The following is a 16,604-nucleotide window of genomic DNA, read 5'->3' as shown; positions in this document are numbered from 1 at the left end:
ATTGCAGTTGCTGAATTTTCCGGCTCTCTGTCGGCCTGGCTTTCTAGCTGAAAACAGGCTCTTTCGAGTTCATTGCCCGCAGTTGTCGATGGGCCTCGGCAAAAGGCCAAGAGAACCCTGCGTCCAGCAATATTCGGTTAAACGCGGCAATAACCTAACATCGATCATATTCTTTGAAATTATGCCAGCCTCCATTGTCAGTCTACCTACAGACAGGCTCTACTATGTCGCCGGGATACTGGTAATCATCGTTGGCGCAGCATTCGTGGGCCACGATATCGGCTTATATCCCAAAACACAGAGCAGCGAAGCCATAGCGCTGCCTACTGACCACCAGCGTAATTTCGCGAGGACAGGCGAGTTACCAGACATACCCAAACTCGAAGACCATATTTCCAAACATATAATGGGGCAGCCAGCGGGTACCGCCCTGGGGATATCGACAGAATTGCTACCAGAAACCACGCTCAATATTGAGCTCATTGGCACTTTTACCAGTGACGCAGAACGATCCAGCGCCGTCATCGCTGTAGAATCTTCGGGCTCAAATCGCTTCTATCCCAAGGAAGAAATACAGGATGGCGTAATCCTTCATAGTATCAGAGAGGCAGAGGTCATCATTTCCCGAGGATCCGTGCTGGAAGTGCTTAGGCTACACGAGCCAGTCAAGCATACGGATCCATCCCGCTATCAACGCGGACGGAAAAGTCAGGCAACACGTTACTCACTTAACGAACGATAAAAAGCACACATCTCGATGCTTCCTCAGTTAAAACCAATAAAGGTGGCTGCAACACAGCTCCAGTAAGCATCTAAACTTCATTATTTTTTGGAATTCTCTTGAACACCTTTTTCTCCATCAAGCAAAGATATACCTTTCTCTTTATCGTTCTCTTCTTGCAATCGATACCGGCGCCACATGCCCAGGAAGCAACCGCAGGAGAAAAAATTACGCTGTCATTGGAAAACGCGGATATCAAGCACCTGATCCAATGGGCCTCTGCGTACATTGATAAAACCATCATTGTGCACCCCGCCGTCCAGGGGAAGGTCACCGTAATTGCCGGTGAGCCCATCCCTGCAGTTCAAGTAGGGTCAATCTTTCAGTCCGTACTTCAAGTCTATGGTTTTATAGCTGTGGAATCAGACGACACCATCAAGGTGCTCCCTGAAACACTGTCCTCCTCCTCCACAAGTGCCATCGCGGAAGGAAATCAGAATGCTGGCAAAGAGCAAGTTGTCACAAAAGTCATACCTATCGAACACCAATCGGCGGATGCCCTTGCTGGTCGGCTGAAACCGTTTCTTTCAAACGGCGCGACGGTGGTCGTTTTCCCGGAGTCGAACAGTCTCTTGGTGGCGGATCGAGCGCAGGTCGTTAACCGGCTGGAAGAGATTATCGATCGGATTGACCGTGATAACTCGACAAACGTCAGTGTCATACGACTCCAACACTCCAAAGCAACTGATATCGTGTCTCGATTGCAGGAAGTGCTTCCCAAAAAAGCTGACAATGCGCAGGGCAAGCTGCTGTACACCGCTGACGACCGGTCAAACTCAATACTTGTGAGCGGAGACGAAGAAAGCGTTAAACCTGTCATCGGCCTGATCAATCGATTGGACACGCCCAATACCTACAGTGCTAACACGCAAGTGGTTTTCCTTGAGTATGCTGACGCACAAAGCATAGCCGAATCCCTAAAGGCGATCTCAGAAGGCATTCGATCCCGCGACATGCAGGCCGGCAAACCTGACATAGCAGTCATTATAGAAGTGAACGAAGAGCACAATGCGCTGATCATTACCGCGACACCGACGGTTATCGATGAAATGCGCCAAGTCATCCTTCAACTGGATCAGCGAAGAATGCAGGTGGTAGTCGAAGCGCTCATCGTCGAGGTCAATGAGGAGGATGCGAAAGATCTTGGGGTTGAATGGCGTGCACTGCTTGATATAGAAGGCGGTTTTGCAGGCAACTCTACCCTGACCAAGAACCTCCCGGTACCGGATTTGCCCGGGCTTGGACCCGGGCTTTCCCTGGGATTCCTGCGTGCCGACGAGACCGGATTGCTGATCCGCGCGCTGGAAACCAGCGGCGCCGCAAACATTCTGTCCAAGCCAACGATTGTATCCCTTGATAACGAGGAAGCGACAATACTGGTTGGTTCAAACGTCCCATTTATCACTGGGTCATCCACGAGTAGCGCCTCTCCCACAAGTAACCCGTTTCAAACGATTACCCGGCAGGACATTGGTATTACACTCGCAATCAAGCCTCAGATTAATATGAACCGATCCATTACTTTGGAAATCGAACAGAAAGTTGAGAGCTTATCTGATTCGGTAACGAGTACCGCGGATGTTGTGACCAATAAACGGGAAATACAAACCAAAGTTCTTATCGAGCACGATCAGATTCTCGTTCTCGGGGGATTAATGCGCGACGAACTTCAGGAATCCGGACAAGGCGTCCCACTGCTGTCAGACATACCTCTACTCGGCCGATTGTTTCAAGGGAAAGCGACGCAGGTCAGAAAAAACAATCTGATGGTATTCATCCGCCCGACCATTCTGGCAAGCTCAGATGAAGGCGCCAGATTAACCAAGCAGCAATTCAACCAGATCTCACAGGATCAATCATACATCAACGAGAAAATCGATACGTTTCTTGTTCCCCACGAACCGCCACACATTGGTGAAGATGCCTATTGGGATAATTCAACACAAGGTCCTGAAGCGTCAGATGAAAGTTCGGCCGTGAATCAAGGCTCAGTCCAGCCCGACGTTGGTGCACAGTGAATTCGAGCATGTCAGCTATCGAAACGACCAGCCCCCAATCGTTAGTTTCGCTGGCATTTGCACGAGAACATAATCTGTTTGTTCAATCTGCCAGTAATCGTACGACTGCATATATTACTTCGAACACCGCGCCCGCAGCGCTCTTGGAGTGTCAAAGAATTGGTGGGCCGTATGTAGATATAGTATGCATCCAGGCAGAAGAATTCATTGATCGGGTCAACAAGTACTTCGAAGAGGCTGGGTCGAAGACAAAGGACATTGCAGACCAGGTTTCCGCAGAAACACATCGCAGTATCGATGAGGTTTTCAAATCGACTCAGGACTTACTTTCACAGTCGGATGAAAGCGCACCGGTCGTGCGGCTGATCAACGCCGTACTGGTTGATGCGATACGGCAAAAGGCATCGGATATTCACGTAGAAACCTATGGCGAGTATTTTGCCATCCGATATCGCATTGACGGAGTGTTGCAGGATATCGCACGGCCAAGCCGGGCCCTGGTGACAGCCCTCGTTTCCCGAATTAAAGTCATGGCTCATATGGACATCGCTGAGAAGCGGGTGCCCCAAGATGGCAGCATTACGGTAGTTCTGTCTCAACGCGAGTTTGATGTGCGTGTTTCAACTCTGCCCACTCGACACGGAGAGCGCATAGTACTCAGACTGCTCAGCAAAGATACATCCGCCATCAACTTGAATTCCATGGGGTTGTCTGACTGGCAGCGGATTACTCTTGAAACGGCTTTGAATAAGCCGCAGGGACTTGTCCTCATTACCGGACCGACTGGCTCTGGAAAATCCACCACGCTGTACGCAGGCATACAGCAACTAGACACTCGCTCGAAGAACATTCTCACAGTCGAGGATCCAATAGAGTATGAGCTGGAAGGTATTGGACAAACGCAGGTAAACCCCAAGGCGGGAATGAGTTTTGCAAAATCACTTAGGGCCATGTTACGTCAGGATCCGGATGTCGTTATGGTTGGCGAGATACGAGATCCAGAAACAGTACAAACCGCCATTCAAGCCAGCCTCACAGGCCACTTGGTGCTATCAACACTACACACTAATACCGCTATTGGAGCGGTAAGCCGGCTCGTAGACATGGATGCGGAACCATTCCTTGTTGCGTCGACAATTGAATTGTTGGTCAGTCAACGACTGGTAAGACTGCTGTGCATTCATTGCCGAAAAGCCCGGAAACCCACCGAATCAGAATCTGCTCTGCTAAAAAGTCATGGGAAAGTCGCTACAGAACTGTACGATCCAGTCGGATGCCCTCAGTGTAGCGGCAAGGGGTACGCGGGTCGAATAGGGATCTTCGAGTTCATACCTGCGACTGATGCGTTAAGGCTCAATATTCATAATCGTGCATCTGAGCAAGAGCTGATTTCCAGCCTGGGTGATACCTATACGCCACTACTACATGACGGCCTTCACAAGGCGTCAACAGGGCTGACAACACTGGCAGAAGTTATGCGCGTAAGCAGCAGCTGAAGACGTGAACGATCACCTAATCTTACTAAGACAGCATTCCGCATGGGAGTCGCCAAATGACTCGCCATGCTACGACATTGAAGTATTCGATGGGCAACACCGGGAAAGTCACTCAGCTATTGTGACGAATGAATTCCCTGCACATATAGAAGCCAAGCTAAAGAACGCAAAAGTCAGAAAGGTGTTGTTAATTCCGACAGAAATGACGACATACTTTGATCTTCCGCTGATACAGGAAAGCGTAAAGAAAACACGGCAGGCAACGCCCTTTCTCATCGAAAGCCAAATAGCGACAACGCTAGAATCTGAGCATATCGTCCTGGAACGATCAAGAAATCCAACCTCAGTAAAAGTAATCACGATCCAGCGTGACGTCCTCGCCGAGTTACTCGAACCCTTTGAAGATCGGGATATCTACTTCAAAGAAATATACCGAGATCTGGATGTCACCCGTAAGCGAGACGGCGTCCATTTCTGGATTGCAAGCCGACGCGTTGTAATACAGGCTGAGGGCGTCTATACCGCCGTATCAACCGATATTCTGCCGCATTACCTTGCATCGCTCCCAATGAGGTATGAAACGGCAACAGTCTACTCTCAGTCTGACACATCATCCTCCGTCACACGTGTCATCACCGAGAAAACTGGTGCAAAGATCACGATGGCCACACAGTGGTCGTCCTGGCTCGAACTTCCCGATGACTTGCAATTTGCGTGCATCAATCTCGCCGCGGGTGAGTTTAACCGTGACACTTCACTAGTAGGATGGTCAGAATCACTACGCTTCTTGCTTGGCGCACTGTTCTTCACGTTGTTGGGAAGCATTGGGGCATATTCCTACGAAGCTCATCGCATAAACCTAGTGAGCAAAGAAGAACATGCTAAAGCAATCGGTATCTATCAATCACTTTTTCCAGACGACAAAAAAATCATCAATGTCCGTGTTCAAACCAAGCAGCATTTGGCGACACAACAGGACATTACAGCAACGGGTGTCTTTCATCGTCTATTCAACGACGCGATTATTCAACTAGATGGACTAACCGAGCACACAATCGGCGGTTTACAGCAAGTCCAGTTCAGTGCCTCGCCTTTGAAACTGACCATCAGTCTCAGCTTAAATTCTGCTCCAGACGTGGAACGTTATCAAAGAAAACTTTCCAAGCTGGGTTATAAAGTCGTTATCGATTCAATGACCAAGCATGACGCATCCGTCGTAGCAACCCTTAGTGTCAGATCGGAATGAGCATGCCAACGAGTAAACCAGATCGATCACCGCATCCGGTCAGCAATCATTCCCGGATTGCGGCTCGTCTCGGACTGACGACCGTCCTTGTTCTGATGCTTATCATTGTAGCCGGGCAACGCGATACCTACAGAGCCGCAATTGTTGGGCTGGAGCAAGAGGCGGGACTGCATGCGTATATGCAAACAGCCAAAATGGTTTTGGAGGGTTCCTCAGCATCACGCGACGGAAAAGCAAACAATCATTCGGGCTCACTCATTAGCGTTGCAACAAGTACAGCCGAGAGACGGGAATTAGTCATTGATAGATTCCTGCCGATTGACGACGAGAATCTGCAGCTGTGGGTAGATGAAGCACCAGTAAGTAATCTTATGGGGTGGCTGGATGACCTGGTCGTCAATCATGACGTAACGATAAATCGACTATTACTCACAAGAAAATCGGAGCCAGGTGTAGCGAGTGTCCAGCTGGATCTTTCGCTTTAGAGAACGGGAGATTGCTTCGATATGGCCACTTACCATTACTCCGTCATCAATCAGGGTGGTTCCTCCGACTCCGGCGTTATCGATGCAGAGTCAGAGCAGCAAGCGCGGCAAGAGCTTCGCTCTCGAGGAATGACGATACTCAAATTGCGTCCAGCAGGGACGCTGGACAGATGGGATGAAATTTGGCCTTTTCGGAAGCCATATCAAAGCGTTTCGAGAAAAAATGTAGCCGCTGTACTTTTCCAGCTTGGCACGATGTTGAAGGCTGGTGTAACACTCGAACAGGCATTGAAGTACACCGCTATAAATAATAAGAGCGCAATAAGCCGACTTTGTTACGACATACGCAGCAGAGTTCTAGAAGGCGAAAGCTTAGCTGCCGCGTTGACGCACCACAAGACGGTGGCGAACACCCTCGTCATTTCTAGTATCCGAGCTGGAGAGCAGTCGGGCTCTCTCGACACCATTCTCATCAGCTTATCTGAATACCTGATGAACTTGGAACGAACACTGAGGACAGTGAAAAGCGCTCTCACTTACCCAATGATACTGCTGACGGTGGCAGTAGCAGTGGTCATGCTTTTAATGATCAATATCGTACCCGGTTTTGTAGAGGTCTTTGACCAGAACGAGCAGCCTCTTCCACCACTTACGCTATCCGTTCTACAGTTAACCCTCTTAATTCAAGAGTACTGGATACTGATGCTAGTCTCGCTAGCTGGGGCAGTGGCGATATTCAGCCGCATTTTAAAGCGGAAAAATGTCAGTCAGGCTCTAGACCGATTAGTACTGAAGATACCATTACTACGCAGTGTGGTCGTCATACGATCCACGCAGCATATTGCTTACACACTGTACATACTCACACATAGCGGCGTCCATCTTATCGAGGCCTTGCGGATCTGCTCAGAAATTCCCACCAACTCCGAATTGCAACGCGCTGTTCGGCAGGCCGGCAATGCCGTCGAGCAGGGAAAGAGTCTCGGCGTCGCATTTTCCCAAACCTCCGTATTCCCACCACTATTTGTCCAGTTCATCGAAAGTGGAGAAGCATCGGGACAGCTTGATGCAATGTTGAAGCAAACAGCCGGCCTTTTAGATGATGAGGCGAACAGTCGATTGGCCACATTGGCAGCAATGGCTGAACCACTCGCCCTCCTCCTTGTCGCCGCTATTGTTTTTACGGTAGTAATGGCAGTACTCCAACCGATATTTCAAATGAATACTCTTTTCTAGGGATCTACTCATGGCCTTTCGCAAATCGCTCCAGGGGTTCACTTTGCTGGAAATCATGGTGGTTGTTGCCATTATCTCATTGCTAGTCGGAATGGTAGCGCCGAACCTGATGGGTCGTGTTGACGATGCCAAAGCTGCAACGGCCCGATCTGATATCAGTACCATCATGCAAGCATTGGAGATGTATCGACTAGATCATGACCAGTACCCTAGCACACAAGAGGGCCTGGAAATGCTTATCGAATCTTCGAGTGCGGGAGCCGGTCAGAAGCCCAAAAGCTACTTGAAACGATCAGGGCTTCCTACTGATCCTTGGGGTGCCACCTACCTCTATCTCAGTCCCGGGGAGCATGGTGATTTTGACCTCTATTCTCTTGGCGCAGATAAGAGGGAAGGGGGTACGGGTAAGGATGCAGATATAGGCAGCTGGGAAATCTAAACCGGATGTCCCAACGCGGCTATACCCTTCTCGAGCTTCTTTGTGTCATAGCACTAATGGCGATCGTGGCCAAGAGTGTGTGGCTGAGCGCAGATCGTACTGAGTCAATGATGGCCAAGAACACCTCACAACTGGCAAATGTGGTTGACAAGGCGCGCTATCTAGCCATTTACAGTGGTGTTCCAACTTCTCTCACAATAACCGGGGGTACTGCCCAAATCGGATACTGGTCTCCATCGGCGGACCTCGCGAAGAAAGGCAATGGCGGAAATCCGCTGGTACATTCAACAGTACCGCTTTTCGAGCCTGTCCAGATAAGGGCCAATGCTGCAGGTAGGTATCTTCTCAATGAGAACGGTATCAGATCCGACAAAAACTGTGACCATAGCCTCTGTTCCGCTATGATTTTTCTGCCAGATGGAACTGGCACCGGCGGCCAGCTCATCTTGCCTGACGATAACGGAAATGGCGAAGAAGTGCTGCTTACCGTTCTTGCCACAGGAGAGGTAGAACGATGACGAACCGACAATGTGGATTCTCATTAATTGAGGTGGTTCTGGCCCTTGGCATTTTTGCTACGGCGGTGCTGGCGCTTGGCCACAGCAACGAAGTTCGACTGCAAGCCACTGCCCAGCTAGAGAAAAGGTCGCTCGCCATAATAGCAGCCTCAAATACCATAGAATCGATTCGCGCAGACTCAGCAGTTCATCCAGGAGTTCGAGAATCAGAACAGGTCATTGACGGGGTGGCTTTTCGTTCATCCGTCGCAATTCTGGAAACCACTCACTCTCACTACTTCAAAGTTCTTGTATCAGTTTTTGACGGCGCTACCGAAATACCTGCGAATCCTGTATTTCAGCTGCAAGGAGGAGTGTATGGCCACGCCACTTCGAACAAATGAAAATGGCTTTACGCTCCTCGAACTACTCGTTGGAGTTTCAATCCTCTCGTTGATTGGAAGTGCAGCGTATCGGGTTATCACTCAAGCGACGGAGTCTATCAAGGCGGGGGCCGCTGTAACGGCCCGAATAGAGCAACGAATCTTGTCGCATTGGGCATTACGGTGGGAACTACAATCGCTGCCTAGAAATATCATCGATGTATCGAATAATGCCGATCTGTTAAAACCTTTTCCGATTCTTTTCGACAGGCGGGAATCCGATCGTCTAGTGCTCAAGCGTATCAAAGACCCCCGATTACTTAGGAGCAGCCACAACACCTTACTGGAAACGATAACTTATTCATTTGAGAGAAATACGTTAGTCGGAGGCTATATAGTTGTACAAAGGTTTGTAGACCAGCCTGAAGGAATGAATAGCGTTCTGCATGACATCGCCACCGCAGAGTTCAAAATCAAGGATCATCAGGGCCGTATCGTTGAACGATGGCCCGAAATCGGGCGTAGAGAAACTGCCGGTCAACAGTATTATTCTTCTGATTTGGTTATTCCCAGCCTAGTTGAGATGATAGCTACCGATGCTGAGGGTAACACTATCTCTTACGTTATCCATCCATGAGAGGTGATCGAGCCGCGAACGCTGGCATTGCCCTCATAATTGTACTCGTTATTACTGCCATACTAGCTTCGCTAAGCTTTTCTTTGTCCATCCAGACGAACAAATCAACGGAACTAGTACGAGAGTATGAGGCTTATACGCAACTGCACTATGCAACACTCGACGCAGAAGCGAAAGCTCTCGCGTCGCTATCTCTACCCCGCGATTCATTGACCAATAATGAGCGAACACGGCCAGGCCAGCTTGAGGAACACTATATTATCTCTCAAGATCGGTCGAACCCTATCCGGGTGAGCATGACCGTAATCGATCTACAATCAAAATTTAACCTTTCAGAGCTGTCAACTCAGTCAAATCCAATCGGGCAAAGAAAGTCGTCTGAGGTGTACCACAGGTTTTGTAGAGAGCTCGGCATCGTCAATCACATGTGTGCCGCCTTAGAACAACTGGTCCAATCGGATAGCTATGCCTCAACTACTTCCCCATTTAACGAAGCTCGACTTCACAATTGGATTCATCGCCTCGCATCCAGGAGCTTACTCGATGAACATTCGCTTCGAATGCTGCTTCAACACTTCACCGTCCTGCCGCCTGGCACACCAATTAACCTTCAGACAACACCGGAACCACTCTTGGTAGCGATGCTCGGAGGGGCTTCCGAGGCCCAGATTCGCGAATTCCTAGCATTCCGTCGAGAGATGAGATTATCCGTGAACTTAAAGCAATCCGTGAATCCCTTATTGAGTCGCCTGAGTCGCTCTTCACTTAATGTTGGCAATTCAAGCGAGTTCTTTGAGGTATTCACGACGGCTACAGCTGGCAAGGCTTCTCGCACGCTGCGCACGCTAGTACACCGCAATGGCAGCTCAGGTCGATCCACCATCTTAAGCCGCCAAGTGCCGGATGTATTGATAGCACCAAGCATCCAAGATAAAACATCTGAAAACTTTCTTTCATTCCGTAACAACTGAGGATATGTATTAACATGCTATGCCATTTCCATCGACAAGGCGCATCATCAATCGTTCTAATGCTGGCTTTAGTTCTAAGTGGCTGTGGTGGCGGTGGCGGAGGAAGCGGAGACGATGGCCCCACATTTTCTGATCCAGCTAACCAGAACGGTACCCCGCCTGAAGAGCAGGTATTACTTGATGCCATAACTCTCACTGCAAACAGTGAGGTCGAATCCAGCGTTGTAGATGCGCTCAGACCTCTTGAGATTCGCGTAAGAATCAGGGATGGAAACAAGAAGCCCCAGATTGGCAAGCCTGTTAATCTCACTACCTCATTGGGACAGCTCGATACCGAATCCGGGGATGTATTGACTGACTCGTCAGGATACGCCTCGGCACGACTGTCAGTTGCGTCTGAGAAACCTGGTACTGCAGGCACCGTAACCGTAACGTACAAAGAGGTAGTTCAAGAAGTCTATTTCGAAGTAGGCTTGGCCCCCGTATCTGTCGGAAGCGAGCAGGAAGGTGGTTTTGTAGAATCGCTGATTCATGTAGATAAACCGTCAATTGCCGGCAATGGTGAGGCCATACTTACAGTCAGCATCATCAACACCGATGGTAGCTCCGTTGACGGAACATTCTCTCCGACGATAAGCAGCCGATGCCTAGATGCTGACCCAGCGAAATCAGTCGTTGAAATAGTTTCGTCTTCAGAACCTGGGCAGGTACAAGCCATCTATCGTCCGCTTGATTGCCGCGGACTCGACACGGTAGAAATGACCTTCAACGACCTTCCGGGTCATGCAGCCAGTGGATCGATAGATATTGGCCCACCCAGTGCATTTTCAATTGAACAAGCCTCCATTTCCCACACGACGATTGCTCTACGCGATTCAGGAAATGGCGTTGTCCCGGATAAATCACTTGTTGTTTTCACTCTACTGGATAGTGATGGCAATCCCGCTCAGGGAGCTGAGGTCAATTTTCAGCTGGCAGGGTCCGGAGCTGACGCTTCTTTAGACAGAAGTATCGACATCAGTGATGAATCTGGTGAGGTAGAGGCCAATGTATTGGCTGGCAATTCCCCTGGCGTTGTTAGGGTTACCGCATCAGTGAGCCTCTCAAGCGGCGTCCTGTCATCTACGTCTCCCGACATTGTTATCAGCACCGGTCGCCCCGACAGCGATTCACTCTCGCTAGTTGCCGCTCAACTAAATCCGGGTGGCGGAAACTATGATGGCATTACTACAGAACTCTTTATCAGTGCTGCCGATAGGTTCAATGGTCCAATCCCAGATGAAACGGTTATTTTTCTAATGACCGAATATGGTCGCGTGTCGGCTACCTGTTCAACCGTGAACGGGAGCTGTGCCGCAACCTGGAGCAGCCAGTCACCACGTCGACCACTGTTCCCGACCTTTGAGGATAAATTTGGAGAACCAGCATATTTGCGGACATTGCAGAATACGCCATGCATCATTGGCAGTGATTCATTTTTTGACACACCTTGTCCGCAGTCCTTGGGGCAACCAGAGGGTGGTAGAACAACCATACTGGCTTATACAAAAGGTGACGAAAGTTTTATCGATTCCAATGGTAACGGTGTATACGACAGCAACGAGCCTTTCGAAGATCTTCCAGAAGCATTTATGGACCACAACGAGGATGGGCAATTTGGAAATGCCACAACGGCAGGCAGCTGTTACCCAAACTGTTCACTTGATGGCGGGGACGAAGAGCCCTTCCTGGATGACAACAATAATGGTGTCTATGACGACGGCAACGGGATCTACAACGGAAGCCTTTGCTCAGCCGCTGCAGAGACTGCAGGTGATTGTTCGCGAGCACCCGTTACAGTAAGTGCGAGTGTTGTCATTATAATGTCAGGCAACGAGCCATTTGGCGGCTACTACACTGCCGACACAACGTCACCAAGACGCCTTAGTGAGATGCGCACTAGCGATCAGAAGTCCAAGTTTACATTCTACACCTCTGACGTATACAACGGTGTACTGCCATTTGGTACCGAGATCTCGGTGACATCTGACGCATGTCCATTGGAAGGTGAGGTTAACTTCAATGTAGGGAATACAAATTTACCCGGTCCTAGTCGTTTTGAGCTTACTATGGGCGGTGGAACCTCGAAGGAAATTATTTCGGGCGAAGTCACGGCAACGGTAACTATCCCAGAATCAGGGGGTATCCCCACATCGAACCGCTTTACCATCCCTTGTACGGTCAATGCTTGCAGTGCCTCACCACAACCAGATTTCTGTATCGAAGAATCGCCCGAAAGTGGTGACGACTAACTGCGAGGCGGAACAATACAAGGCTTATCGTAAGCCGGTTACTGCGCAAAGCGTGACGCCCAAAAGAGGCGTCACGCTATACAAGATAGCTGAACAACAGTGTGCGCTATGCAAAGTGCCACAATTTATCTACGAACCAATAAGCCTGGTATCAGCCGAATGACGATACCATTCCATTGCGATTGGAAGTCATTTCTTGAAATCGTGATCACCCGCCCTATTCTGGGATCAAAGAGGGTGACCGAATTTTCACTGATTTGATGCAAAACCACGTACAAACCGCCTACCATTTCGGCAATAGCAGGATGCAACCCAATCACTGGCAGTTCATTGCTCCGAAAGGATTCCTCCAACGCCACTTGATAGCCTAAGACTCTTCCAGCCCTGGTTATTTGTCGCGGCGCTAATGTGTCCCGTCCTGCGGGGGGATGTAGACCAATTCCAACATCGTCGAGGTCGACCGACTCGCCGAATCTTGCCAGCGTATAAGCTAATGCTGTTCGTCCAGTGCCTATCACGCTCCCCGAACGAAATTTCTGTGCTATCGAATCTTGATAGGTCGGTCGCTGTATTCGCGCTTCAACATCTTTAAGAACATCCGAGAATGAAAAGGGTGTCGCAACGAGCAATGACACTGTGTGTAGTGTCATTGCAAACAATAATGTCACCACTGACATAACGAGCACTATCGCCGTGTTGTAGATAAAGCGTATCACGATGCTTTTCTAAACCGACCTATACCCAACAGTACAAGCTGGACGATGGCCAACACAATGAGCGGCGCTAGCCAGGGACTGCGAGCATATACGGTCTTTGCGCTTTGTGGTGTTAGGTAATGTGTCGCCAACTGGGAATTTTTAGCGTAGATATAGCCTGAGATGGCCCGCCCATCCAAACCGAGGAGCACTGATGGGCCGGTATTGGAAAAGAAGAGCACTTCCCGGGCAAATTCCATAGCCCGAACTGACGCGTATCGGAGGTGCAAGTACGTCAGGCCCGAAATACCAAAAGATGCATCGTTTGAAAGAATTAGTATCGCCTCCGAGCCCTCCCGAACCATATTACCAATTGCGCCCGGAAACGCGATATCAAAGCAAATGCCGACACCAATGCGATTCTCTCCAACCACTACAGGGTCGGCATCACCAGAAACCAGCGAACTTTCAAGAAGCGGGACAAGGTGCTGCTTTCCGACCTGGCCAATATATTTTCCTGTATCGATAATCTCTGCAACATTATGTTGAACATTCTGGCCGGAGTACGACTTGCTACCCGCAATCAGAAGGTAGGGGTTAGACTTCGCCATGATGGCAAATTTATCATGACGACTTTTTAATTGGCGGTTCGCCAGACCGTTTGCGCTTTCGGGCCAAAGTATGATGTCTGGTTGCTTCGCTATCGCCTCCCCTGTAAGTCGATCGATATCTGCTTCTATCTGGTTCCTTGCAGCAATTGAAAAGGGGATCCGCGCGGCCCGATCAAAACTCGTATTATTATCTACTGTTATAACACTGAGACGCAGCTCTTCTTGAGGTACTTTATCGTCCAAGAGCAAGATTAGTGGCAGTAGTGTAACGATACATAATGCCACTATCGCCACGGCAAAACGTCGCTTTAGTTGATTATCAGCTAACCACATACCTGCGATTAGAGAGTTTAGTCCACACAGAAGAACATCTACTCCCCTACCCCCGATCGCGCCGAATAATATACGGCCATCAAACATATCAACAGGGAATATAACTGAAAGCAAGACTGGGACAGATACGATGTATTCTCCAATCATCTGGACTACACCATATGACAACGGAAAACCAATCCAGACATACTGCGTTCCGAAAAAGCGTCCTAACAACTTCGGAAGAAGTCCTATAAGTGCAAAGAAACTCGCCAGTATAAGGACCGAATAGAAAGTAACATCCCATCCCCAAGCGATCAGTGAATACGGGATGCTCCAGAAAGAAACGATCCCAAACAAAGCTCCCATAATTGGAGAAAGCCATAGCGGGGCTCTGGTTAATCCGACTATCAGAGGTGCCAGACAAACCAACCCGAGAGGAAACCAACCAAGGGGCGGAAGTGCAGCTAAGAACAACAGTCCACTACTGCAGGCAAGGAGCAAGCTTCCCACAGGGACATGCTTTTCGGAACCCACGCTAACAACGCTTGTGTAAGACAGAGGCTTGAGATCTATACCTGTGCATAAATACTTGCTAGTTAGTTATAAGTTCGACTACGGATTTTCTAGACGATAGCGTGCTTCAGCCCGTCGGATCTGATTCATTATATTGTCGTGTTGATCTGATGTATAAGTGTTCAGGAACGCTGACACAAGTGGTCTGCAATTTTCTACTAGCGCATCAAAGCCTAAAGATTTATTCGCGTCATACTCGTTGACAAGGCAGGTACGCATTGCTTCAAGCTGAGGTTCTCTATCAGCTGGAATGTCTTGGGCTTGGCCATTCATGTTGCTGATTAGAAGCAATCCACCAACAAGCAATGAATTCAGGTGTCTAAGACTGCCACTACTCATGACTTCTCCTAAATTGGTAACTTTATCTCTAATATCACGTGAACTATTAACTTATCTCCAGAAGGACCCCTGCTATCGGCTCAAACTGGGAATATAGTGGTCGCTACCTTAGCTAGCTAGATTGTGCAAGGCAAGATCAAATTGTGGTTTTTACTGGCCCTATCCGCAAACCGGGAGTGGAAAGCGCGGAAATCGCCTCCGCGGCCGCCTCGTCGCATTTTCGACGAGGTGTCGCCTCGGCTCGCCCTACCTCTTGAAGGGCGATGGACTTGCTGAGTGGCTGAGTCACTGGCGGCACGTACAGGCGCCGGGCCCGCGACCAGCCGGGCTGGCCTCAGTTATAAAGGAGTTTACTTGGCTGGACCTGCAGGTCCTGTACTTGCTCCTGTCTCAGGCACAACGCAGGTCTGGAGCCTTGTAATTAGTAAATCCTTCTGCAGGATGGCCTGGGCTGTAGCAGCAAACCCTGCTTTTTGGCCATCCGACATATCCTTCTCCGCGTTGCCCTCGGCCCTAAATGCATTCTGTAATGCGGTCATGTCAGGGACTATCGGCCGGAGGTTGATATTTCTCTGAGAGAGCCGGAAACGTGAATCATTCACCTGCTTCTTGATGATCGCAGTCGCAGCAGCATCACCCGGGTTATTGGCATCCGCCTTAATTTCCAATAGTTTGAAGTGGAAACAGGCCATCTCAGAGGCTGCAACGCGATAGGATGCGGATCGAAGCGGGCGCTTGTACCGCTTCTCCCACACAGAAGTGCCTGCTGCGATCGCAGTAGCGGCGATCGCCACATCTGCGCTTCCCAGTGCCCCCCCAATAGCCGCTATAGCGGTGGAATAGAACTCAACTTCGCTGGAGTAGTAGGTTATGCCGTCAATAGCATCTGCGGTCATGTAGTACAGGGCAGCGTAATTGTTTGTCGTGGCAACAGCATCATCGAAGGTATCACCGACCTCAATCAATTTGTAGCGGGCGAGATCCGCAGCTGGCACATCGCCTGGTTTCAGGGCAAGCGGGTTGTCTCTATAGCCGGCACTAGCGCAACCGCTGAGTAGGGTGGCAGCGAGCAGGACTATGCAAAGGAGTGAAGGTACGCGGGGTGTGATCATGATCCATCCTTGGAGTGAATACATTTATGAGAGCCTATAGTCTAGTATAGGTAGTGGAGAATGAACCCTTCCGCGCCAAACGAATATTTCACCAAATTTGATAACTTGATCACACTTTCTTATTGCGGGAGTGTCTAGTGTGAGCTTTAGCGATCAAACGAGGCGGAAGTACGAAACCCGATTTTGAAACTGCCGCGTATACAAAAATTCAGCGTTTGTCACGCCCGGCGCTGGAGGCGCCGCTGGCCGACCTTCTCGCAGAACTGGGCGAGGACGCTAAGGTTGGTACAGATGAGTTCTTGCGTAAGCATAAGGCCTCGATGGCGACCAACTGGAAGGCCTGTGGTGTGTATGTAATCCCCCCATTTTTAACCGCCCGTTTGAGTAGAGGGTTATGCTGCCTGTAGCAGCTGGGTTGGAGGTATTCCCCCGATGGCCGAATTTGGCCGCTCGTTATTGTATTCCCAAAGCCACTGCGT

General features: G+C 49.6%; 15 protein-coding genes and 1 pseudogene. 12 read left to right on the top strand and 4 right to left on the bottom strand.

From position 1 onward, the window contains the following. The first annotated feature begins 88 nt into the window (after window positions 1-88). The 12 genes and pseudogenes from FVW59_RS19120 to FVW59_RS19065 all read left to right on the top strand — a co-directional run bounded on the left by FVW59_RS19120 (window position 89) and on the right by FVW59_RS19065 (window position 12,480). On the top strand, window positions 89-742 hold the full coding sequence (locus FVW59_RS19120; RefSeq protein ID WP_148065989.1) for a type II secretion system protein N: 654 nt from the start codon (window positions 89-91) through the stop codon (window positions 740-742). Between the two features lie 98 nt (window positions 743-840). Then, window positions 841-2,799 carry a type II secretion system secretin GspD gene (gspD, locus tag FVW59_RS19115; RefSeq protein WP_187275983.1) on the top strand — a complete coding sequence of 653 codons (1,959 nt, stop codon included), beginning with the start codon at window positions 841-843 and terminating at the stop codon, window positions 2,797-2,799. Window positions 2,800-2,807: 8 nt separating this feature from the next. Next, on the top strand, window positions 2,808-4,295 hold the full coding sequence (locus FVW59_RS19110; protein WP_148065987.1) for a GspE/PulE family protein: 1,488 nt from the start codon (window positions 2,808-2,810) through the stop codon (window positions 4,293-4,295). Between the two features lie 4 nt (window positions 4,296-4,299). Next, on the top strand, window positions 4,300-5,541 hold the full coding sequence (gene gspL, locus FVW59_RS19105; RefSeq protein WP_148065986.1) for a type II secretion system protein GspL: 1,242 nt from the start codon (window positions 4,300-4,302) through the stop codon (window positions 5,539-5,541). A 2-nt stretch (window positions 5,542-5,543) separates the two neighbouring features. Continuing rightward, window positions 5,544-6,026: a type II secretion system protein GspM gene (gene gspM / locus FVW59_RS19100; RefSeq protein ID WP_187275982.1), complete on the top strand. Its 483-nt coding sequence runs from the start codon at window positions 5,544-5,546 to the stop codon at window positions 6,024-6,026. Window positions 6,027-6,047: 21 nt separating this feature from the next. Then, entirely contained in the window at window positions 6,048-7,262 is a 1,215-nt protein-coding gene (locus tag FVW59_RS19095; protein WP_148065984.1) for a type II secretion system F family protein, read from the top strand. A gap of 10 nt (window positions 7,263-7,272) precedes the next feature. Beyond that, on the top strand, window positions 7,273-7,701 hold the full coding sequence (gene gspG, locus FVW59_RS19090; protein WP_148065983.1) for a type II secretion system major pseudopilin GspG: 429 nt from the start codon (window positions 7,273-7,275) through the stop codon (window positions 7,699-7,701). A 5-nt stretch (window positions 7,702-7,706) separates the two neighbouring features. Further along, window positions 7,707-7,769: pseudogene (locus FVW59_RS19870) on the top strand (prepilin-type N-terminal cleavage/methylation domain-containing protein); the annotation flags it as partial. Between the two features lie 42 nt (window positions 7,770-7,811). Then, window positions 7,812-8,219: a GspH/FimT family pseudopilin gene (locus FVW59_RS19085; RefSeq protein WP_246139800.1), complete on the top strand. Its 408-nt coding sequence runs from the start codon at window positions 7,812-7,814 to the stop codon at window positions 8,217-8,219. Beyond that, window positions 8,216-8,602, top strand: a complete 387-nt coding sequence (locus FVW59_RS19080) for a type IV pilus modification PilV family protein (protein WP_148065981.1) — start codon at window positions 8,216-8,218, stop codon at window positions 8,600-8,602. The genes FVW59_RS19085 and FVW59_RS19080 overlap by 4 nt, the downstream gene beginning before the upstream one ends. Further along, the gene (locus tag FVW59_RS19075) at window positions 8,577-9,218 is read left to right on the top strand and encodes a prepilin-type N-terminal cleavage/methylation domain-containing protein (RefSeq protein ID WP_148065980.1); all 642 of its coding nucleotides are present in this window, start codon (window positions 8,577-8,579) and stop codon (window positions 9,216-9,218) included. Before FVW59_RS19080 ends, FVW59_RS19075 begins: the two co-directional genes overlap by 26 nt. A 985-nt stretch (window positions 9,219-10,203) precedes the next feature. Further along, a complete protein-coding gene (locus FVW59_RS19065) occupies window positions 10,204-12,480 on the top strand; it encodes an Ig-like domain-containing protein (protein ID WP_148065978.1) in 2,277 nt (758 codons plus the stop codon). Between the two features lie 125 nt (window positions 12,481-12,605). Here FVW59_RS19065 and FVW59_RS19060 read toward each other — a convergent pair whose 3' ends face one another. The 4 genes from FVW59_RS19060 to FVW59_RS19045 all read right to left on the bottom strand — a co-directional run bounded on the left by FVW59_RS19060 (window position 12,606) and on the right by FVW59_RS19045 (window position 16,125). Then, complete coding sequence (locus tag FVW59_RS19060) at window positions 12,606-13,196, bottom strand: cysteine peptidase family C39 domain-containing protein (RefSeq protein WP_148065977.1); 591 nt, start codon at window positions 13,194-13,196, stop codon at window positions 12,606-12,608. Then, window positions 13,193-14,467 (bottom strand): nitrilase-related carbon-nitrogen hydrolase, encoded by a 1,275-nt coding sequence (locus tag FVW59_RS19055; RefSeq protein ID WP_148065976.1) that lies wholly within the window; start codon window positions 14,465-14,467, stop codon window positions 13,193-13,195. The genes FVW59_RS19060 and FVW59_RS19055 overlap by 4 nt, the downstream gene beginning before the upstream one ends. Before the next feature lie 246 nt (window positions 14,468-14,713). Then, on the bottom strand, window positions 14,714-15,013 hold the full coding sequence (locus tag FVW59_RS19050) for a hypothetical protein (RefSeq protein WP_148065975.1): 300 nt from the start codon (window positions 15,011-15,013) through the stop codon (window positions 14,714-14,716). Between the two features lie 350 nt (window positions 15,014-15,363). Beyond that, complete coding sequence (locus FVW59_RS19045; protein WP_148065974.1) at window positions 15,364-16,125, bottom strand: hypothetical protein; 762 nt, start codon at window positions 16,123-16,125, stop codon at window positions 15,364-15,366. Between the last annotated feature and the right edge of the window lie 479 nt (window positions 16,126-16,604).

The organism is Parahaliea aestuarii (assembly GCF_008064635.1).
In the GTDB taxonomy this organism is placed as follows: Bacteria; Pseudomonadota; Gammaproteobacteria; order Pseudomonadales; family Halieaceae; genus Parahaliea; species Parahaliea aestuarii.
Note: the sequence above shows the minus strand (reverse complement) of the source record. Positions and strands in the feature narration are given on the sequence as shown.